At 69.7% G+C, this 18,860-nt stretch carries 18 protein-coding genes and 1 pseudogene; 14 read left to right on the top strand and 5 right to left on the bottom strand.

Features of this window, described 5'->3' with window-relative positions; genetic code table 11:
• Window positions 1–14: 14 nt before the first annotated feature.
• The 5 genes and pseudogenes from gmhB (at window position 15) to MKD50_RS11895 (ending at window position 3,722) form a co-directional block, all read left to right on the top strand.
• A complete protein-coding gene (gene gmhB / locus MKD50_RS11915; protein ID WP_115705955.1) occupies window positions 15–623 on the top strand; it encodes a D-glycero-beta-D-manno-heptose 1,7-bisphosphate 7-phosphatase in 609 nt (202 codons plus the stop codon).
• 48 nt (window positions 624–671) lie between these two features.
• Window positions 672–1,436, top strand: coding sequence for a lysophospholipid acyltransferase family protein (locus MKD50_RS11910; RefSeq protein ID WP_115705953.1), 765 nt, complete (start codon window positions 672–674; stop codon window positions 1,434–1,436).
• On the top strand, window positions 1,433–2,302 hold the full coding sequence (locus tag MKD50_RS11905; RefSeq protein WP_115705952.1) for a M48 family metallopeptidase: 870 nt from the start codon (window positions 1,433–1,435) through the stop codon (window positions 2,300–2,302). Before MKD50_RS11910 ends, MKD50_RS11905 begins: the two co-directional genes overlap by 4 nt.
• A gap of 95 nt (window positions 2,303–2,397) precedes the next feature.
• Window positions 2,398–2,805 carry a lactoylglutathione lyase gene (gene gloA / locus MKD50_RS11900; RefSeq protein WP_227312790.1) on the top strand — a complete coding sequence of 136 codons (408 nt, stop codon included), beginning with the start codon at window positions 2,398–2,400 and terminating at the stop codon, window positions 2,803–2,805.
• A gap of 65 nt (window positions 2,806–2,870) precedes the next feature.
• A pseudogene (locus MKD50_RS11895) lies at window positions 2,871–3,722 on the top strand (DMT family transporter).
• Between the two features lie 153 nt (window positions 3,723–3,875).
• Here MKD50_RS11895 and trpS read toward each other — a convergent pair.
• The 5 genes from trpS to MKD50_RS11870 all read right to left on the bottom strand — a co-directional run bounded on the left by trpS (window position 3,876) and on the right by MKD50_RS11870 (window position 10,899).
• Window positions 3,876–4,913: a tryptophan--tRNA ligase gene (gene trpS / locus MKD50_RS11890; RefSeq protein ID WP_115705946.1), complete on the bottom strand. Its 1,038-nt coding sequence runs from the start codon at window positions 4,911–4,913 to the stop codon at window positions 3,876–3,878.
• A 73-nt stretch (window positions 4,914–4,986) separates the two neighbouring features.
• Window positions 4,987–5,820, bottom strand: a complete 834-nt coding sequence (gene rsmA, locus MKD50_RS11885) for a 16S rRNA (adenine(1518)-N(6)/adenine(1519)-N(6))-dimethyltransferase RsmA (protein WP_115705944.1) — start codon at window positions 5,818–5,820, stop codon at window positions 4,987–4,989.
• 17 nt (window positions 5,821–5,837) lie between these two features.
• Complete coding sequence (pdxA, locus tag MKD50_RS11880) at window positions 5,838–6,926, bottom strand: 4-hydroxythreonine-4-phosphate dehydrogenase PdxA (protein ID WP_252667197.1); 1,089 nt, start codon at window positions 6,924–6,926, stop codon at window positions 5,838–5,840.
• A gap of 49 nt (window positions 6,927–6,975) precedes the next feature.
• Window positions 6,976–8,448, bottom strand: a complete 1,473-nt coding sequence (locus MKD50_RS11875; RefSeq protein ID WP_115705940.1) for a peptidylprolyl isomerase — start codon at window positions 8,446–8,448, stop codon at window positions 6,976–6,978.
• A gap of 9 nt (window positions 8,449–8,457) precedes the next feature.
• On the bottom strand, window positions 8,458–10,899 hold the full coding sequence (locus MKD50_RS11870) for an LPS-assembly protein LptD (RefSeq protein WP_115705938.1): 2,442 nt from the start codon (window positions 10,897–10,899) through the stop codon (window positions 8,458–8,460).
• A 252-nt stretch (window positions 10,900–11,151) separates the two neighbouring features.
• Between MKD50_RS11870 and MKD50_RS11865 the strand changes: the two genes are divergently transcribed.
• The 9 genes from MKD50_RS11865 to MKD50_RS11825 all read left to right on the top strand — a co-directional run bounded on the left by MKD50_RS11865 (window position 11,152) and on the right by MKD50_RS11825 (window position 18,843).
• Window positions 11,152–12,186 carry an aminoglycoside phosphotransferase family protein gene (locus MKD50_RS11865; RefSeq protein ID WP_252667196.1) on the top strand — a complete coding sequence of 345 codons (1,035 nt, stop codon included), beginning with the start codon at window positions 11,152–11,154 and terminating at the stop codon, window positions 12,184–12,186.
• A gap of 4 nt (window positions 12,187–12,190) precedes the next feature.
• Window positions 12,191–12,994: an AzlC family ABC transporter permease gene (locus MKD50_RS11860; RefSeq protein WP_252667195.1), complete on the top strand. Its 804-nt coding sequence runs from the start codon at window positions 12,191–12,193 to the stop codon at window positions 12,992–12,994.
• Complete coding sequence (locus MKD50_RS11855) at window positions 12,991–13,317, top strand: AzlD domain-containing protein (protein ID WP_227312797.1); 327 nt, start codon at window positions 12,991–12,993, stop codon at window positions 13,315–13,317. The genes MKD50_RS11860 and MKD50_RS11855 overlap by 4 nt, the downstream gene beginning before the upstream one ends.
• Entirely contained in the window at window positions 13,314–14,039 is a 726-nt protein-coding gene (murU, locus tag MKD50_RS11850) for an N-acetylmuramate alpha-1-phosphate uridylyltransferase MurU (RefSeq protein ID WP_252667194.1), read from the top strand. The genes MKD50_RS11855 and murU overlap by 4 nt, the downstream gene beginning before the upstream one ends.
• 83 nt (window positions 14,040–14,122) lie before the next feature.
• Complete coding sequence (locus MKD50_RS11845) at window positions 14,123–15,535, top strand: aminopeptidase P N-terminal domain-containing protein (RefSeq protein WP_252667193.1); 1,413 nt, start codon at window positions 14,123–14,125, stop codon at window positions 15,533–15,535.
• Window positions 15,532–16,011, top strand: coding sequence for a hypothetical protein (locus MKD50_RS11840; RefSeq protein ID WP_115705928.1), 480 nt, complete (start codon window positions 15,532–15,534; stop codon window positions 16,009–16,011). Before MKD50_RS11845 ends, MKD50_RS11840 begins: the two co-directional genes overlap by 4 nt.
• The gene (locus MKD50_RS11835; RefSeq protein ID WP_240074613.1) at window positions 15,992–17,230 is read left to right on the top strand and encodes a UbiH/UbiF/VisC/COQ6 family ubiquinone biosynthesis hydroxylase; all 1,239 of its coding nucleotides are present in this window, start codon (window positions 15,992–15,994) and stop codon (window positions 17,228–17,230) included. Before MKD50_RS11840 ends, MKD50_RS11835 begins: the two co-directional genes overlap by 20 nt.
• A 321-nt stretch (window positions 17,231–17,551) precedes the next feature.
• Window positions 17,552–18,613, top strand: coding sequence for a tRNA dihydrouridine synthase DusB (dusB, locus tag MKD50_RS11830; RefSeq protein ID WP_240074612.1), 1,062 nt, complete (start codon window positions 17,552–17,554; stop codon window positions 18,611–18,613).
• Window positions 18,610–18,843, top strand: a complete 234-nt coding sequence (locus MKD50_RS11825) for a Fis family transcriptional regulator (protein WP_019447044.1) — start codon at window positions 18,610–18,612, stop codon at window positions 18,841–18,843. Before dusB ends, MKD50_RS11825 begins: the two co-directional genes overlap by 4 nt.
• Window positions 18,844–18,860: the final 17 nt, after the last annotated feature.

The raw sequence follows: 18,860 nt of genomic DNA, 5'->3' as shown, positions 1-18,860 counted from the left end.
CGCCGGAGCCGCACATGCCGCAGACGCCGCCCAAGTTTGTCATCCTGGACCGCGACGGGGTGGTCAACCTCGACAGCGACCAGTTCATCAAGACCCCGGATGAATGGGTGCCGATCGACGGCAGCCTGGAAGCCATCGCCGCGCTCAACCAGGCGGGCTACCGCGTGGTCATCGCCAGCAACCAGTCCGGCATCGGCCGCGGGCTGTTCGAGATGAGCGCGCTCAACGCCATGCACGAGAAGATGCACACGGCGCTGGCACGGCTGGGCGGACGCGTCGAGGCGGTATTCTTCTGTCCGCATACCGCCGCCGACGGCTGCGAATGCCGCAAGCCCCGCTCGGGCATGCTGGAACAGATCAGCGAGCGCTTCGGCATCGAGCTGCGCGGCGTGCCGATCGTCGGCGATTCGCTGCGCGACCTCGAAGCCGGCGTGGCGGTCGGCTGCGCGCCGCACCTGGTGCGCAGTGGCAAGGGCCTGAAGACGCTCGACAAGGGCGGGCTGCCGCCCGGCACGCAGGTGCACGACGACCTGCGCGCCTTTGCCCGCTGGCTGACCGGCAACGACGGCGGACAGCGCCAGCCGGCCCAGAGCGGCCAGAGCGGGCATGCCGCAGCCGGCTGACCGAGCCTGCGGCGACCGTCCGCACCCATTTTCTCTTTGCGCCCCCGCATGACGTTCCTTCGTTCCCTGTTGTTCGCGCTGTACCTGCTGGTACTGACGCCGCCCTACGCCTGTGCCTGCTTCCTGGTGTTCCCGTTCATGAATGCCGACCAGCGCTTCCGCTTCGTGCGCGGCTGGCCGCGGCTGGTGATCGGAGCCGCGCGCGTCATCTGCGGCATCCAATACCGTATCCAGGGCCATGAGCACATGGACGGCATGCTGGACAAGCCGGTGGTGCTGCTGTCCAAGCACCAGTCGGCCTGGGAAACCGTGGCCTACGTCGCGCTGATGCCCAAGCCGCTGTGCTTTGTGTTCAAGCGCGAGCTGCTGCTGGTGCCGTTCTTCGGCTGGGCGCTGGGGATGCTGAAGATGGTCCATATCAACCGCAAGGAAGGCACGCGCGCGTTTGCCTCGGCGGCGCGCCAGGGCCGCGAGCGGCTGGCCGAAGGCGCGTGGATCATCATGTTCCCGGAAGGCACGCGCACCCCTTCGGGCCTGGTAAAGACGCGCTACAAGAGCGGCGGCGCGCGCCTGGCGGTGGAAACCGGTGCCTGGGTGCTGCCGATGGCGGTCAACTCGGGCCGGGTCTGGCCGCGCAATTCCTTCATGAAGTATCCCGGCATGGTGACGATCTCGGTCGGCCCGCCGATCGCATCGGCCAACAAGACCGCCGACCAGCTCAACCAGGAAGTGGCCGACTGGATCGAACGCGACATGCGCCGCATCGACCCGGAAAGCTACCAGGCTGCGCAGCGCAGCGAGTCGGCTGCATGAAGCTGCTGCGACCCGCCTCCGACGCCGACGGCGCGCAGCTGGAGTTGCCGCTGGCGGAGGCCGTCCACGCGCCGCAGCCGGCGGCGCCGCTGGTCCCGGAGCCGCAGCAGCCGCAGCAAGCGCCGGCCTGGCCGGTGCCGCAGCCCAATGCGCGCCTGCTGCGGATCGGCGAGCGGCCGCTGCACTACACCCTCAAGCGTTCCGCGCGCCGCACCATCGGCTTCACCATCGACGACCGCGGCCTGTCGATCACCGCGCCGCGCTGGGTCACGCTGGCCGATATCGAGGCGGCCATCCTGGAAAAACAGCGCTGGATCTTCAACAAGCTGGGCGAGTGGCGCCACCGCGAAGCGCGCCGCATCCTGCCGACGGTCCAATGGCGCGACGGCGCCGCCCTGCCCTTCCTCGGCCAGCCGCTGACGCTGGCGCTGGAGTCGCCGATCGGCGCGCTGCTGTTCGATGCCGACCGCCGCGTGCTGCACCTGGCACTGCCGGCCCACGCCGACGAGCAGCAGATCAAGGACCGCGTGCAGGGCTGGCTGCAGCAGCAGGCGCGCCGCCTGCTGGCCGAGCGGCTGGACCTCTATGCTGCCAGGCTGGGCGTGCGCCACACCGGCTTCGCCCTGACCTCGGCCGCGACGCGCTGGGGCAGCTGCACCGCCGACGGCAAGATCCGGCTGAACTGGCGCCTGATGCATTTCCCGCTGTCGATGATCGACTATGTCGCCGCGCATGAACTGGCGCACCTGAAGGAAATGAACCACGGCCCGCGCTTCTGGGAGACCGTGGAGTCGATCTTTCCCGAGTTCCGCGACGCCCGCGCGCAATTGCGCGCGCACCCGCCCGAGCTGCTGCCGACGTTCTGAGGGGCGCTACCGGTACCGGGACTGGTGCCGGTGGGTTTCGGCCAAAGGCACTAAAATGGCGCCTTCCTATACCGATAACAGTTGAAGGCCCTCCCATGCGACTCCTCCACACCATGCTGCGCGTCGGCGACATGCAGCGCTCCATCGATTTCTACACCCGCGTGCTCGGCATGCAGCTGCTGCGCGAGAGCGACAATCCCGAGTACAAGTACCGTCTCGCCTTTGTCGGCTACGGCCCCGAGAGCGAGACCGCGGTGCTGGAGCTGACCTACAACTACGGCGTCGACAGCTACGACCTCGGCACCGCCTACGGCCACATCGCGCTGGAGACCGACGATGCCGCGGCGGCCTGCGAGCGCATCCGCGCCGCGGGCGGCAAGGTCACGCGCGAAGCCGGCCCGGTCAAGGGCGGCACCACCGTGATCGCCTTCGTCGAAGACCCGGACGGCTACAAGATCGAGCTGATCGAGCGCCATTCCACCCGCGACGCCAGCCGTCCCTGAAGGCCTGCGCCGTGAGCACGCAAGGCGTCGCGCGCCAGCCGCTCGACGGCACCGCCATCGGCCTGATGGTGGTGCTGTGCGCCGCCTGGGGACTGCAGCAGGTGGTGATCAAGGTGACCGCGCCGCTGATGGGCGCGGTGCTGCAGGCGGGCGTGCGCTCGGCGGTGGCGGCGCTGCTGGTATTCGGCTTCGCGGCGTGGCGCGGTACCCCGCTGTGGCGGCGCGACGGCACGCTCAACGCCGGCCTGCTGGCCGGGCTGCTGTTCGGCGCGGAGTTCTTCTGCATCTTCGTCGGCCTCGGGCACACCACTGCCTCGCGCATGGCGGTGTTCCTGTACACCGCGCCGATCTTCACCGCGCTGGGACTGCATGCGGTGGTGCCGGGCGAACGGCTGCGTCCCGGCCAATGGCTGGGCGTGGCCCTGGCGTTCGCGGGCATGGCGCTGGCCTTTGCCGATGGCATCGCCGCGCCGTCGGCGCAGGGCAGCACGCTGCTGGGCGATGCGCTCGGCATCCTCGCCGGCGCGCTGTGGGCGGCCACCACCGTGGTGGTGCGCGCCAGCCCGCTGGCCGGCGCACCGGCCAGCAAGACTCTGCTGTACCAGCTGGCGGTGTCCGCGGTGATGCTGCTGGGCATGGCGCTCGCCGGCGGCCAGACCGCCACCGTGCAGATCGACGGCGTGGTGCTGGCAAGCCTGTTCTATCAGTCGGTGCTGATTGCCTTTGCCAGCTACCTGGCCTGGTTCTGACTGCTGCAGCGCTACCTGGCGTCGCGGCTGTCGGTGTTTTCCTTCCTGACGCCGCTGTTCGGGGTCGGCTTCGGCGTGGTGCTGATGCACGATGCCGTGGGCCCGCGCTTTGCGGTGGCGGCCGTGCTGGTGCTGGCGGGGATCGTGCTGGTGAATCGGCGGGCGTGAGCGGTAAAACCGTTGGCCTTGCTTGGTGTGGCGCCTTGCTAGCCCACCCCTCACCCCGGTCCCTCTCCCCATGAGGGGAGAGGGGGAACACCTTGCTCAGGCGAGTTCGGGCGGCTTGGGAGCACCCAAAACAAGTACCCCCTGGTCCCAGGCTTAACGGCGTACCTCGAACGAGAACATGCCGAGCGCGTCGCGCACTTCTTCCAGCGTCTGCTGGGTCAGTTCGCGCGCCTTCGCGGTGCCCTGGCGCAGGATGTCGAAGACATAGTCCGGATCCTTGGCCAGCGCTTCGCGGCGTTCGCGGATCGGGGCCAGCATGTCCTGCAGCACGCCCTCGATGCGGCGCTTGAGCACCATGTCGCCGAGGCCGCCGCGCTGGTAGTGTTCCTTCAGCGCCTGGACCTCCTCGGTGTTCGGGTCGAACGCGTCAAGGTAGGTGAACACCACGTTGCCCTCGACCTGGCCAGGATCCGACACCTTCAGGTGGTTCGGGTCGGTGTACATGCTGTGCACCGCGGCCTTGATCTGCTCGGGCGCGGCCCCCAGCGCGATCGCGTTGCCCATCGACTTGCTCATCTTGGCCTTGCCGTCGACGCCGGGCAGGCGGCCGAACTGCGGAATCATCGCCTTGCACTCGGGCAGCACGTCGCGGCCGACCTGGTGGTTGATGCGGCGCACGATCTCGTTGGTCTGCTCGATCAGCGGCGCCTGGTCCTCGCCCACCGGCACCACCTCGGCCTTGAAGCCGGTGATGTCGGCGGCCTGCGAGGCCGGATAGCACAGGAAGCCCGCCGGGATGTCGCGGCCAAAGCCGCGTGCCTGGATCTCTTCCTTGATGGTCGGGTTGCGCTCCAGCCGCGCCACCGTGACGAAATTCAGGTACATCAGCGTCAGCTCGGCCAGCGCGGGCAGGTGCGACTGCACCGTGATGGTGGTCTTGGCCGGGTCGATGCCGACCGCCAGGTAGTCCAGCGCCACCTCCAGCACGTTGCGGCGCACCTTGTCGGGATCGTGCGCGTTGTCGGTCATGGCCTGGGTGTCGGCCAGCAGCAGGTATTGCTCGTGTGAATCCTGCAGCGCGACGCGGCTCTTGAGCGAGCCGACGAAGTGGCCGAGGTGCAGCGGGCCGGTGGGACGGTCGCCGGTCAGGATCACGGGACGCCGGTTGGTTGGGCTGGTTTGGGCTGTCATGGGACGGTCTTGCACGGAAATAGTCGCGGGAGAATCGGGATGCGTTGGGAATGCGGGAATTCGGCTGCCGCGCTCAGGCGGCCTGGCCCGAGGGCTTGTCGCCCAGGCGCCGGGCCAGCTCGACATACTCGCCGACCGGCACTTCCTCGGCGCGCCGGCCCAGGTCGAAGCCCATGGCATCGAAATCGACCTGGTCGCGCAGGAACGACAGCGTGTTGCGCAGCACCTTGCGCCGCTGCGAGAACGCCGCCGTGACCACGTCGCCGAGCACGGTGATGTCGCAATCGGCATGCGGTGAACGCAGCCGGCCGTCGCCGTGGCGCGGCCACGGGATCATGCGAACTACCGCGGAATCGACCTTGGGCGGCGGATTGAAGGCGCCCGGCGGCACGTCCAGCACGTGCTCCATGTAGTAGCGCACCTGCAGCATGATCGACAGCCGGCCGAAGGCCTTGCTGCCGGGCTCGGCGACCATGCGCTCGACCACCTCCTTCTGCAGCATGAAGTGCTGGTCGTGCACGTGGTCGGCAAACTCCATCAGGTGGAACAGCAGCGGGCTCGAAATGTTGTACGGCAGGTTGCCGACGATGCGCAGCGGTCGGCCGGGCACGGCCAGCTTGTCGAAGTCGAAGTCGAGCGCGTCGCCGGCGTGGACCTGCAGGCGCTCGCCATAGCGGCGGCGCAGCCGCTCGACCAGGTCGCGGTCCAGCTCGACCACCTGCATCTGCGCGATCCGCTCGAGCAGCGGGTCGGTCAGCGCGCCCAGGCCCGGCCCGATCTCGACCAGCACGTCGCCGGCCTGCGGGCTGATGGCATTGACGATGCCGTGGATGATGGTGTCGTCGACCAGGAAGTTCTGCCCGAATCGTTTGCGGGCCACATGGCCCTGGTGCACGTTAGAACGCATGATGTATTAGTCCGGCGTCAGCATGGCGGCTGCGTGCCGGAAGGGATATGGCCCGGGGCACCGCCGCCGGGCCGTCGGCCGTTGGCGTGGCCAGACATGATAACCGCCGTGCGAATGGCCTCGATCATGCTGCCGTGCTCGGCCTGGCCGGTGCCGGCCAGATCGAGCGCGGTGCCGTGGTCCACCGACGTGCGGATGAAGGGCAGCCCCAGCGTGATATTCACGCCGTGGCCGAAGGTGCCGTACTTGAGCGGCGCCAGCCCCTGGTCATGGTACATCGCCAGCACGCAGTCGGCATCGCGCAGGTGGCGCGGCTGGAACAGCGTGTCGGCCGGGAACGGCCCGCGCGCGTCGATGCCGGCATCCTTGGCCTGCGCCAGCGCGGGCGCGATGATGTCGATCTCTTCGCGGCCCATGTGGCCGCTTTCGCCGGCGTGCGGATTCAGGCCCGTGACCAGGATGCGCGGCCGGGCGATGCCGAAGCAGCGGCGCAGGTCGGCATCGATGATCGCCAGGGTCTCCACCAGCAGCGGCACCGACAGCGCATCGGGCACCGCGCGCAGCGGCAGGTGGGTGGTGGCCAGCGCCACGCGCAGCATGGCATCGTCGTGCGCCGGCTGCGGCCCGGCCAGCATCATCACCACGCGCGGCACGCCGGCGCTGTCGGCAAGGTATTCGGTATGGCCGGTGAAGGGCACGCCGGCGTCGTTGATGGTGCTTTTCTGCACCGGCGCGGTGACCATCGCGGCATAGCGGGGCGCGGCGCCGCCGTGGGCGCGGCAGCCGTCGATGGCGGCATCGAGCAGCTTCAGCACATAGCGGCCGTTGCGCGCGTCGAGCCGTCCGGCCTCGCACGCCACCGCCAGCGCGATGTCCTCGACCACCACGCCGCCGTCGGCAAGGCGCCGCTCCCAGGCATGGGTGACGCCCAGCGCCTCGGCCCGCTCGGCCAGCAGGCGGGCATCGCCCAGCACATGGAAGCGGTAGGCTGCGCCGTCAAAGCCATGGTTGGCGCCCGCCAGCTGCAGCAGCGCCCCGATGGTGATATCGGGGCCGATGCCGGCGGGTTCGCCGGTGGAAATGGCCAGGGCTAGCGGGTCGGGCATGTCGGCTTGGCGCTAAGGGGCTGACGGGCGGGCGGACGGGACCGGCGCGTCAGCGCTGCCGGTTGACCCGGTACTCCACGTACGCCTGCGAGCGCAGCTGGCGCACCCAGTCATCATAGGCGGCGCGCAGCTTCTGTTCGCGCACTTCGGCACGGGCGAAGTCGCGCTGCTTCTCCGGCGACAGCTCGGTTTCGCGGCGGTTCAGCACCTGGATCAGGTGCACGCCGAACTGCGTGACCACCGGCTCGGAAATCTCGTTCGGGCGCAGCCGGCTCATGGCCTGCTCGAACTCGGGCACCAGCTCGCCCGGCGACACCCAGCCGAGGTCGCCGCCGTTCTGCGCCGAACCGTCCTGCGAGAAGCGCTTGGCCGCATCGGCAAAGTCGCCGCCATGGGTGATGCGGTCGCGCAGCGTGCCGAGCTGGCGGCGCGCCTCGGCCTCGGGCATGTTGGGGCCGGTGCGGATCAGGATGTGGCGCACCTGGGTCTGCGTGATCTTGCCGGCCGCGGCCGGGCCCGAGGCCGGCGCCGCGCGCTTGGCCACCAGCTTGATCACGTGGAAGCCGGCGGCGCTCTCGACCACCTCCGGCGCCACCGCGCCCGGCTGCAGGTCGACCACGGCATTGGCGAACAGCGCCGGCAGGCGGCCGATCTCGCGGAAGCCCATGGCGCCGCCCTGGGCCGCTTCCGGGCCTTCGGAACTGGTTTGCGCCAGTTGCGCGAAGTCGGCACCGCCCTGGGCCTGCTTGAGCAGCCCCTCGGCCTTGGCGCGCAGCGCCTGCTTCTGCGCGTCCGAGGCATTCTCGGGCACGCGCACCAGGATCTGCGCCATGTTGTATTCGGTCGGGCCGGCGGCCGCACCCTGGCCGCCACGCGCCGCCAGGTAGTTGTCGATCTCGCCGTCGTAGACCTGCACCTTGGAGTCGACCTCGCGCTCGCGCAGGCGGATCACCTGCACCTGCTTGCGCAGCTCGTCGCGGTACTTGGTCCAGGTCATGCCGCTGCCCTCGACCCGGCGGCGCAGCTCGGCGGCGTTCATCTGGTTCTGCTGCGCCACCGATTCGATGGCGCGGTCGACTTCCTGGTCGGTCACGCGGATGCCGGCGTCCTGCGCGGCCTGGGTCTGCACGCGCTCCATCACCAGGCGCTCGAGCACCTCGCCCAGCAGGTCGGCGCGCGCAGGCACCGGACGGCCGCCGGCACGCAGCTGGCTCTCGATCTCGTCGGCGCGGTCAAGCAGTTCGCGCCGCGTGATCACGCTGTTGTTGACCACCGCCACCACTTCGTCGATCAGCTGCGAGCGCTTCTGGCCGCCAGCCTGCGGCACGCCAAGCTTGGGCTGGCTGGACGGCGCGGTGACGTCCGACGCCTGCGGCACGAAGATGCCGCTGGCGCGCGGCGTGCCGGGCGCCTTCAGTTGCGCGGCGGCGGGCACCGCCATCGCGGCCAGCACGGCCGGCAGCAGCAGCCGGTGCCAGGACGTCAGCAAAAAGGAAAACACGGCGAATTCTTGACGTTTCATCGTAATCCGTCATTCATAGTGATCGAACTGGGTCGTCGGCACCGGCTTGGCCGAGACCGGCTCGTAGCCAGGCACGTTCAGGCGCAGGATGTTCAACGGGTTGGACCCGATCTTGGAAAGGCCACGGAACTCCACCTGCAGGAAGACCCGCCCGGTGTAGCCCTGGGTGGTGTTGCGGAAACGCTGGTAGACCACGCGGCCGACCCAGCAGTCCGCGGCGTACTCGACGCCGGCGAGCGCATCGACCATCTGGCTGGCGGTCAGGTCGAAGGCAAAGCGCGCGATGCCGTAGGCCCGGCGCGTGATCGGCCACTGGCTCGACAGCTCGAACTGGTCGATCGCGGTATTGTCGGTCACCGAGGTCGGCCGGCGGTAGCGGTAGCCGGCGTTGAACACCTTGCGCGACTCGGGGCGGTAGGTAAACGCCACGTTGCCGTAGCTGATCCGGTCCGAATCGGGGTTGTACTGCACCCCCGCATCCAGATAGTAGCCGCGGAACAGCTGGATGGTGGTGGCGGCGAGCAGGTCCGACGAGCCCGACTTGGGATCGGCCAGCGTGCCGTTGAGCTGCACGCGCTGCCCGGTGAAGTCATAGCGCTGGGCAATGGTGCCGCGGAAGCGTTCGATGCCGGTATCGGACTCGATCAGGCGCGTGGTCACGCCGCCGGTCAGCTTGTTGTTGTCGGCGATGCGGTCGTAGCCGGTGAACGGGTTCTCGCTGAAGATCTGCCCGTAGCCAAAGTCGGACTGCACCGTGTCGAACAGCGGGAACTGGCTCTGGTCGCGGAACGGCGTGTAAACGTAGAACAGGCGCGGCTCCAGCGTCTGCACGTAGTTGACCCCGAACAGGCGGCTGATGGTCGGCGCGTCGCGCTCGAAGGTCATGCCCGAATCCAGGCTGACGGTCGGGATCGCGCGCGACAGGTTGTTCTGCGCGGTCGGCGTATTGGTGGCCGCTTCCATCTGGTACTGCGCGGCGTTGAACGACACCTTGGGCGTCACGTACCAGCCCGCGCGCACGATAGGGTAGCTGATGCTTGGCTGGAAATACATGCGCTCGCCCTGCGGCTGCTGGAAGCCGGTGGACGTCAGCGGAATACGGAAGCGGGTGTAGTCGGCTTCCATCTGCACGTCGAAGCCGCCCAGGTCATAGCGGAGGTACTTGCCGTTCAGCTGCGGCACACGCTCGTACGAGGGCTCGCTGGGACGCAGTGTCTGGAACTTCTGCACCCGCGCCAGCAGGGTGAAGTCCTGCCAGCTGTAGGTGACGCCACCTTCCTGCGTGTACTGCCGCAGCGTCGATTGCGACACGGTGCGGTTGAAGTCGTCCGGGTAGCGGTCATCGGAGACCCGGTTCAGGTTCAGGTAAGCGGCCAGCCCCGGCGCCAGCCGCTGGGTGTGCTGCAGCGAATAGGCCCAGCGGTTAGAGTTGGTCTTCTTGTCGTCCGGCAGGAACTCCGCGCGCACGCGCCCGGAGTAGGTCTCGCTCAGATAGCGGTATTCGCCGCCGAGCTGCAGCCCGCGCTCGGTCATCAGCCGCGGGTAGATGGTCAGGTCGCGGTTGGGCGCGATATTGACGTAGTACGGCGCGGTGACGTCGAAACCCGACTTCGAGCTATAGCCCATCAGCGGCGGCAGGAAGCCGCTGCGGCGATCGTCGTTCAGCGGGAAGCTGAACGCGGGCGCGGCCGCGATCGGCACGCCGAAGAAGTTCAGCACGCCGCCGTAGGCCACGCCCACCTGGCGGTCGCTGTCCAGGTCGATCCGGTTGGCGCTGAAATACCAGTCGGCATTGTCGGGCGAGCAGGTGGTGTACGACGCCTGCCGGGCCGTGCTGCGGTTCTGGTCGAGGAAATCGATGCGCTCGGCCTTGCCGGTGCCGCCGGTCTGCTGGAAATAGTAGTCCGGCGACAGCATGTAGCCTTCGTTGGCCTCGACCTTGAGCCGCGCTTCCGGCCCCACCGCCAGCGCGCCGCCGCGCGACATGCGCACATTGCCCTGCGCGAAGGCCTCGTCGGTGTCCTGGTCGTAGGTGAGCTTGTCGCCCTTGATTACGCCGCCGTCGCGGCGCAGTTCAGCATGGCCTTCGAGCTCGACGCCGCGCTCGCTGTAGCCGGTCATGCGGTCGGCTTCGATAAAGGTGGGGGCGTCGGGATCGGACTCGGCCCTGGCGGCGGGCTCGGCCAGGCGCGGCACCAGTTCGCCGGATTCCACCGGCAGCGGCGGCGCCGGCGGCGCGGCTTCGAACACCGGCTCGACCTGGTCGAGGTCGGGGATCGCCGAGCCGGTCATCTGCCCATGGGCCCCGGCCGACAGGCCGGCCATGGCCAGCACCAGCGGGCGCAGCGCGCCCGCGTGCAGGCCGCCGCCGCGCCGGGCTCGGGCCGGGGCGCGGGGGAAAGCAGGCGAAGGCAAGGCCCTGTTGTTCGGTGATCGTTGTGGTTCGGTCATTCGCACGGGTGGTCAGTCTCGGCACGGGCAGCGGCTCGCCTGCAGGCCGCCAGGCCCCCGCCGGGGCAGGCTGCGGGGCAACGCGGCCCCTCCCGGAGGCCAGCGGCGCCCCGGTCTGGTCGGGTATTATACGGGGCAACCCGGGGTGCTCTTGCCGCTTACTTCCGGTTTCATTTCCGGTGTCATCGAGGGCTTTCACTTTCGTTCCGCCCCCGCGCCCCATCCCCACACGTACCTCCGATAAGTACCTGTATGGCAGCTCTTCCCCACGACCCGCGCCTGGACCAGCTCAAGGCCTGGCTGGCCGGACTCGGGCCGGCATGGTCCGCCGATCCCGATTCCTGCGTCCCGGCCTCGGCCGATGCCAGCTTCCGGCGTTATTTCCGCGTCCGCACCGGCCATCGCGCGCATCCCACCGCGATCGTGATGGACGCCCCGCCGGCGCACGAGGACTGCCGCCCGTTCATCCATGTCTGCGGGCTGTTCGGCGCCGCCGGCGTGACCGTGCCGACGGTGCTGGCGCAGGACCTGGAGCAGGGCTTCCTGCTGCTGGCCGACCTTGGCAGCCAGACTTACCTGTCGAAGCTCGACGATTCCTCCGCGCACGGCCTCTACACCGACGCCGCCGCCGCGCTGGTGCGGATCCAGGCGGCCACGCGCCCCGGCGAGCTGCCCGCCTACGACCGCGCGCTGCTGCAGCGCGAACTCGACCTGTTCCCGCAGTGGTACGTGGCCAGGCACCTCGGCGCCACGCTGTCCGAGGCCCAGCAGGCCGACTGGCACGAAGTGACGGAGGCGCTGCTTGCCAACAACCTCGCCCAGCCCCAGGTCTACGTGCACCGCGATTTCCACTCGCGCAACCTGATGGTGCTCGAGGGCACCGCCAACCCGGGCGTGCTGGACTTCCAGGACGCGGTGACCGGCCCGATCACCTACGATGCGGTCTCGCTGTGGCGCGATGCCTATATCGAATGGGATGAAGAGCAGCAGCTGGACTGGCTGATCCGCTACTGGGAACGCGCGCGCAAGGCCGCGCTGCCGGTCAACCCAGACTTCGGCGAGTTCTACCGCGACTTCGAGTGGATGGGGCTGCAGCGCCATCTCAAGGTGCTTGGCATCTTCGCCCGCCTGTACCACCGCGACGGCAAGGACGGCTACCTCGCCAACCTGCCGCTGGTGATGAAGTACACGCGCCAGGTAGCCGGGCGCTATACCGAACTGCGCAAGCTGATCCGCCTGCTGGACGCGCTCGAAGGCGAGTCCAGCCCGGCCGGCTATACGTTCTGACGCCATGCGCGCCGACGCAACCGGTCCGGACGACAATGCCGCGCCCGCCATCACCGCCGCCGGCGAATGGCTGGCCGGTGCGCGCGCGCTCGCGCCGATGCTGCTGGGCGTGGTGCCGTTCGGGCTGATCTACGGCGTGCTGGCGGTCGGCGCCGGCATGCCCGCCTGGCTGGCCTGCGCCATGAGCGCGATCGTGTTCGGCGGCGCCTCGCAGATGATCCTGACCCAGCTGTGGAGCGCCGGCACCCCGGCGGTGGTGATCACGCTGACGGTGGCCATGGTCAACCTGCGCCACGCGCTGTACTCGGCCACCATCGCGCCGACCCTGGCCCACCTGCCGCGGCGCTGGAAGGCGCTGATCGCCTACCTGCTGACCGACGAGGCCTTTGCCGCGATGACCCACCGGCTGGGCGACACCGGCCCGCGCGCCCGCTACCGCCACTGGTATTACTTTGGCGGCGGCTTCGCGCTGTGGGCCAGCTGGCAACTGTCGACGCTGGCCGGCGTGCTGGTCGGCGCCCAGGTGCCGCGCCACTGGCCACTGGACTTCTTCCTGCCGCTGACCTTTATCGGCATCATCGTGCCGGGCCTCAGGCACCGCTCGCATGTCGCCGCGGCGCTGGCCGCCAGTGCGCTGGCGGTGGCCTGCTACAGCCTGCCGCACAAGCTCGGCCTGATGGTGGCGGCGCTGGGCGGCATCGCCGTCGGCATGCTGGTGCTGGGACGCGGCAACCGCCCCGGGCCCCGTGCCGCCAGCCACGCCGCCGACGGCGGCACTGCCGGCACCCCCGGCAAGGAGGCCGCATGAGCGCGCTGACGCTGCTGTGGGTGTTCCTGGCCGCGGGCCTGGCCACGTTCCTGATCCGCCTGTCGTTCATTGCCGTCGAAGGCCGGGTGCGGCTGCCGTCGTGGTTTCGCACCGCGCTGCAGTTCGTGCCGGCCGCGATGCTGTCGGCGCTGATCGCACCCGACCTGCTGATGCAGCACGGCGAGCTCGCCCTGACCCCGACCAACGCCAGGCTGGTGGCCGGCGTGGTCGCCATCCTGATTGCCGCACGTACCCGCAGCGTGGGCTGGACCATTGCCGGCGGCATGGCCACGCTGCTTGCCCTGGAGGCCCTGTTCCGATGAAGGTGATGATCTTTGCCGCCGGCCGCGGCGACCGCATGCGTCCGCTGACCGATGCCTGCCCCAAACCGCTGCTGGCGGTGGGCGGCAAGCCGCTGATCGTCTGGAAGATCGAAGCGCTGGCGCGCGCCGGGCTGCGCGACATCGTCATCAACCACGCCTGGCTGGGCGGGCAGATCGAAGCGGCGCTGGGCGACGGCAGCCGCTTCGGCGTGCGCATCGCCTATTCGGCCGAGGGCGAGGCGCTGGAAACCGCCGGCGGCATCGCCAAGGCCCTGCCGTTGCTGTCGCACGACCCGGTCCGCGGCGAGATCTTCCTGGCGGTGTCCGGCGACATCTTCTGCGACTACGATTTCCGCGCACTGCTGCCGCGCGCGCAGGCGCTGGCGGGCGCGGCCGCGCCGCACATGCACCTGGTGATGGTGCCGAACCCGCCGTTCCATCCGCGCGGGGATTTCGCGCTGGACGACCACGGCCGGCTCTCGCTGGAGGCCGAGCCGACCACCGGCGCGCGCCTCACCTTCGGCAATATCGGGCTGTATGACACCCGGCTGTTTACCGATATCGTGCCGGGCACGCGGCTGGCGATGACGCCGATCTACCATGCCGGCATCGCCGCCGGCACCGCCACCGGCGAGCGCTTCGACGGTCGCTGGGAGAACGTCGGCACGCCGGCGCAACTGGCCGACCTCGACGCGATGCTGTCGGCCGCACCAGGGCGCTAGCGCGCGCGACTTTGGCGCCACTGGCGCAGCGGCGCCGCCAGCGGCGGTAGAATCAGCCTGATCCTCCTTATCAGGCCAGACCAATGTCCGCACCCGATCACGCCCACCTCGCCGCCCTCCTCGCCGCCTGCCGCGAACGCCGCGCCCGAGTGCTGCAGCACCTGCGCGCCGGCGGCGGCGGCGTGGCGATCCTGCCCACGGCGCCGGAAGCCATGCGCAACCGCGACAGCGACTATCCGTACCGGCACGACAGCTATTTCTATTACCTGAGCGGCTTCACCGAGCCCGACGCGGTGCTGGTGCTGGTGGCCGGCGCGCCCGGCGAGCCGGCCGAGGCCGACCGCAGCATCCTGTTCTGCCGCCCCAAGCATGAAGAGCGCGAGATCTGGGACGGTTTCCGCTTCGGCCCGGAAGGCGCGCGCGCCGCGTTCGGCTTCGACGAAGCGCATTCGGTCGAAGAGATCGACGCCACGCTGCCGCCGCTGCTGGCCAACCGCGCGCAGCTGGCCTACCCGCTGGCCGATTCGATCCGCACCGACATGCAGATGCGGCGCTGGCTCGACGCGGTGCGCATGCAGGGCCGCGCCGGCGTGGCCGCGCCATCGGTGGCGCTCGACATCCGCACCCTGCTCGACGAAATGCGGCTATTCAAGGATGCCGGCGAGCTGGCCATCATGCGCCGCGCCGCGGCGATTTCCGCCGGCGCCCATGTGCGCGCGATGCAGGCCACTCGCGCCGGCCTGCGCGAATACCACCTCGAGGCCGAGCTGCTCTATGAATTCCGCCGCCATGGCGCGCAGAGCGTGGCCTACAACTCGATCGTCGCCACCGGCCCCAATGCCTGCGTGCTGCACTACCGCGCCGGCCCGGCCGAACTCAAGGACGGCGACCTGTGCCTGATCGACGCCGGCTGCGAGCTCGACGGCTACGCCTCGGACATCACCCGCACCTTCCCGGTCTCGGGCCGCTTCTCGCCGGCGCAGCGCGAGCTGTATGACCTGGTGGTGGCCGCGCAGCAGGCCGCCATCGCCGAGACCCGCGCCGGCGTGCCCTACAACGTGCCGCATGACGCCGCCGTGCGCGTGCTGGCCCAGGGCATGCTCGACACCGGCCTGCTCGACCGCAACAAGGAGGGCACGCTCGACGACGTGCTGGCCAGCGGCAGCTACCGCCGCTTCTACATGCACCGCACCGGCCACTGGCTCGGCATGGATGTCCATGACGTGGGCGAGTATCGCGTGGCCAGCCACAGCGGCGAGGGCGAGCGGCCGTGGCGCCCGCTGCAGCCCGGCATGGTGCTGACCATCGAGCCCGGCATCTACGTGCGCCCGGCCGAGGACGTGCCCGAGCGCTACTGGCATATCGGCATCCGCATCGAGGACGACGCCGTGGTCACCGAGGGCGACTGCGAGCTGATCACGCGTGGCGTGCCGGTGCTGGCCGACGAGATCGAAGCGCTGATGCGCGACCGCGCCAGCGCCGGGGGCCAGCGATGATCAGCTGGCTGCGCAGGATCCTGCCGGGCCAGGGCGGCGCCCGCGACCTCGCCGGCAGTGTCCGGCGGCACGACCCTTCCGAACCGTTCATCGTCAATCTGTACGACGACCGCGTGGTGGTGCACCGCCCCGACGGCCAGCGCGAGGAGCTCGCCTGGAACGCGCTCGAGCGCGTGGTGGTGCGGGTGTCCGAGCGCGCGCCCTGGGCCGGCCGGGCCTGGCTGATCCTGATCGGCGCGCCGGACTCGGGCCAGGGCTGCGTGGTGCCGTTCGATGCCGCCAACCATGCCGCGCTGCTGGAGCAGCTGCGCGCGCTGCCGGGCTTCAACCAGCAAAAGCTCGACAAAGCGCTGAGCGACGCCGCGGCCGGCAAGTCGCGCTCTGACGCGATCTGCTGGAAGCGCGGCGCGCAAGCCCAAACCGGAACCGATGCCGACCACGCAGGAGGCAGTGACGATGCCGGCCACGCAGCCTGATTTCGAAGGCCCCGCCGATATTGCCATCGTCGGCGGCGGCCCGGTCGGGCTGGCGCTGGCCTGCCAGCTGCTACGCACCACCGGCTGGCGCATCGTGCTGGTCGACGCCGCCACGCCGGCGCGCGCGGCGCGCGACCCGCGCGCGATCGCGCTGTCGCACGGCAGCCGCCAGCTGCTGGAGCAGATCGGCGCATGGCCGGTGCCGGGCAGCCCGATCGAGCATATCCATGTGTCGCAGCGCGGCCGCTTCGGCCATGTCCGCCTGCACCATGACGACTACGGCGTGCCCGCGCTCGGCTACGTGGTGCGCTACGGCGAGCTGTGCAACGTGCTGGAGCGGGCGCTGGCGCAGGCCGTGCAGGCGGCCGGCGCAGGCCAGCTGCGGCGGGTCTTCGAAACCCGCATCGAGCGGATCGAGCAGGACCCGGTGCCGCGCGCCGCCGATGTGGCGGACGCGGGCATCGTGCATCTGGAAGGAACGGGCCACGACGGCCAGGCGGCACGGTTTGCCGCGCGCGTGGCGGTGCAGGCCGAGGGCGGGCTGTTCCATGAACAGGCCGCGCACCGGGGCCGCGGCGCACGCACGCGCGATTACCGCCAGACCGCGGTGATCGCCCATGTGACCTGCTCGCGCCCGCAGGCCGGCTGGGCCTGGGAGCGCTTTACCGAGGAGGGCCCGCTGGCGCTGCTGCCGCACGAGGAACACGGCACGCCCGGCTACGCGCTGGTGTGGTGCTGCCCGCCGGAACAGGCCGCGCGCCGCATCGCGCTGCCCGAGGCGCAGTTCGCGGCGGAGCTGGGCCGCGCCTTCGGCGACCGCATGGGCCAGTTCGCGCTGGCCGGCAAGCGCCATGCCTTCCCGCTGGGACTGAACGCCGCGCCGGTCACGGTCAACGGGCGTGTGGTGGCGGTCGGCAATGCCGCGCAGACGCTCCATCCGGTGGCCGGACAGGGGCTGAACCTGGGCCTGCGCGATGCGTTTGCGCTGGCCGACTCGCTGCGCGGCGCCTGCACCCCACAAGCGCTGCAGGCGTTTGCGGCCCGCCACCGCCTTGACCGCGCCGTCACCATCGGCGTGACCGACCTGCTGCCGCGCGTGTTCGGCGTGGCCTACCCGCTCGCGGCTCATGCCCGCGGCGCGTCCCTGGCGGCACTGGCATGCCTGCCGCCGCTGCGGCACGCGCTTGCGCGCCACATGATGTTCGGCATGCGCCGTTGAACGATTGACCGGACGCTGCTAGTGGCGCTTACGCCACTGGCGGTGCGGCATGGCGCCACAGTCAACGCCGCGCTGCGCCGCGGATGCTCAAATCTTGGGCAATGGCGACCGATTGGCGGTAGAATCCTGCCCTCGCACATGTCCCGATCCACCGCCGGCAGCAGTTTCGGCAGGGGCATGTTTTTCCGTTTCGTCTCTGTTTCCTTCCCGCCCCGCACAGACTGTCCCGATCCATCGCGGCGCATGTCGTGCGGCGACGCCGGGGCCACCGGGACGGGCCACCAGAATCGCCGCTTCACCGCCACAACCGCCACCACCGCCGTGCAGATCGGACCTCACCAACTCCGCAACAACCTGTTTGTCGCCCCGATGGCAGGCGTGACGGACCGGCCCTTCCGCCAGCTGTGCAAGCAGCTGGGCGCGGGCTACGCGGTGTCGGAAATGGTCGCGTCCAACGCCCAGCTGTGGAAGAGCGAGAAGACCATGCGCCGCGCCAACCACGCCGGCGAGGTCGAACCCATCGCCGTGCAGATCGCGGGCGCCGAGCCGTCGATGATGGCCGAGGCGGCGCGCTACAACGTCGACCGCGGCGCGCAGATCATCGACATCAACATGGGCTGCCCGGCCAAGAAGGTGTGCAATGTCGCCGCCGGCTCGGCCCTGCTGCAGAACGAGCCGCTGGTGGTGCGCATCGTCGAGGCGGTGGTCGCCGCGGTCGGCGAGCGCGTGCCGGTGACGCTGAAGATCCGCACCGGCTGGAACCGCGAAAACCGCAATGCGCTGCGCATCGCGCGCATGGTCGAGGACGCCGGCATCAGCATGCTGACCATCCACGGCCGCACCCGCGCCGACCTGTACCACGGCGACGCCGAGTACGAGACCATTGCCGCGGTCAAGGCGGAGCTCTCGATCCCGGTGGTCGCCAACGGCGACATCACCACGCCGCAGAAAGCCAGGCAGGTGCTGGCGCTGACCGGCGCCGACGCGCTCATGATCGGCCGCGCGGCGCAGGGCCGGCCCTGGCTGTTCCGCGAGATCGAGCACTTCCTGAAAACCGGCGAGATGCTGCCGTCGCCGGAAGTGGCCGAGATCCGCGCCATCATGAACGCGCACCTGGAAGACCATTACGACTTCTACGGCGAGTTCACCGGTGTGCGCACCGCGCGCAAGCACATTGCCTGGTACACGCGCGGGCTGCGCGGCGCCAACCTGTTCCGCCACCGCATGAACACGCTGGAAAGTACCGCCGAGCAACTGGCGGCGGTCAATGCGTTCTTCGACGAGCAGGCGCAGATTTCCGACCGGCTGGTGTACGTCGACGACGCGGCGCAAGACAAAGACGAAGCGAACAACAACAATAACGGGGAGTTGCTTGCCGCATGAGCCGCAACGCTATCGACCAGTGCATCCGGGATAGCCTGGACACGTATTTTCGCGACCTGGACGGTGAAGAGCCGTCCAATATGTACAACATGGTGCTCGAGGCGGTCGAACGGCCGCTGCTGGAAGCCGTGATGGTGCGCGCCGAGCGCAACCAGTCGCTGGCGGCCGCCTACCTGGGCATCAATCGCAACACGCTGCGCAAGAAGCTGCAGCAGCACGGTTTACTTTGAATTTGAAGCGTTTCCCA

The organism is Cupriavidus mimosae, assembly GCF_023952485.1.
Lineage (GTDB): Bacteria > Pseudomonadota > Gammaproteobacteria > Burkholderiales > Burkholderiaceae > Cupriavidus > Cupriavidus taiwanensis_C.
Note: the sequence above shows the minus strand (reverse complement) of the source record. Positions and strands in the feature narration are given on the sequence as shown.

What these genes read in the sequence shown, in the direction of transcription:
- gmhB (WP_115705955.1), top strand. Translation starts at nt 15, where the DNA reads ATGCCGCAGACGCCGCCCAAGTTTGTCATCCTGGACCGCGACGGGGTG.
- MKD50_RS11910 (WP_115705953.1), top strand. Translation starts at nt 672, where the DNA reads ATGACGTTCCTTCGTTCCCTGTTGTTCGCGCTGTACCTGCTGGTACTG.
- MKD50_RS11905 (WP_115705952.1), top strand. Translation starts at nt 1,433, where the DNA reads ATGAAGCTGCTGCGACCCGCCTCCGACGCCGACGGCGCGCAGCTGGAG.
- gloA (WP_227312790.1), top strand. Translation starts at nt 2,398, where the DNA reads ATGCGACTCCTCCACACCATGCTGCGCGTCGGCGACATGCAGCGCTCC.
- trpS (WP_115705946.1), bottom strand. Translation starts at nt 4,913, where the DNA reads ATGACAGCCCAAACCAGCCCAACCAACCGGCGTCCCGTGATCCTGACC.
- rsmA (WP_115705944.1), bottom strand. Translation starts at nt 5,820, where the DNA reads ATGCGTTCTAACGTGCACCAGGGCCATGTGGCCCGCAAACGATTCGGG.
- pdxA (WP_252667197.1), bottom strand. Translation starts at nt 6,926, where the DNA reads ATGCCCGACCCGCTAGCCCTGGCCATTTCCACCGGCGAACCCGCCGGC.
- MKD50_RS11875 (WP_115705940.1), bottom strand. Translation starts at nt 8,448, where the DNA reads ATGAAACGTCAAGAATTCGCCGTGTTTTCCTTTTTGCTGACGTCCTGG.
- MKD50_RS11870 (WP_115705938.1), bottom strand. Translation starts at nt 10,899, where the DNA reads ATGACCGAACCACAACGATCACCGAACAACAGGGCCTTGCCTTCGCCT.
- MKD50_RS11865 (WP_252667196.1), top strand. Translation starts at nt 11,152, where the DNA reads ATGGCAGCTCTTCCCCACGACCCGCGCCTGGACCAGCTCAAGGCCTGG.
- MKD50_RS11860 (WP_252667195.1), top strand. Translation starts at nt 12,191, where the DNA reads ATGCGCGCCGACGCAACCGGTCCGGACGACAATGCCGCGCCCGCCATC.
- MKD50_RS11855 (WP_227312797.1), top strand. Translation starts at nt 12,991, where the DNA reads ATGAGCGCGCTGACGCTGCTGTGGGTGTTCCTGGCCGCGGGCCTGGCC.
- murU (WP_252667194.1), top strand. Translation starts at nt 13,314, where the DNA reads ATGAAGGTGATGATCTTTGCCGCCGGCCGCGGCGACCGCATGCGTCCG.
- MKD50_RS11845 (WP_252667193.1), top strand. Translation starts at nt 14,123, where the DNA reads ATGTCCGCACCCGATCACGCCCACCTCGCCGCCCTCCTCGCCGCCTGC.
- MKD50_RS11840 (WP_115705928.1), top strand. Translation starts at nt 15,532, where the DNA reads ATGATCAGCTGGCTGCGCAGGATCCTGCCGGGCCAGGGCGGCGCCCGC.
- MKD50_RS11835 (WP_240074613.1), top strand. Translation starts at nt 15,992, where the DNA reads ATGCCGGCCACGCAGCCTGATTTCGAAGGCCCCGCCGATATTGCCATC.
- MKD50_RS11825 (WP_019447044.1), top strand. Translation starts at nt 18,610, where the DNA reads ATGAGCCGCAACGCTATCGACCAGTGCATCCGGGATAGCCTGGACACG.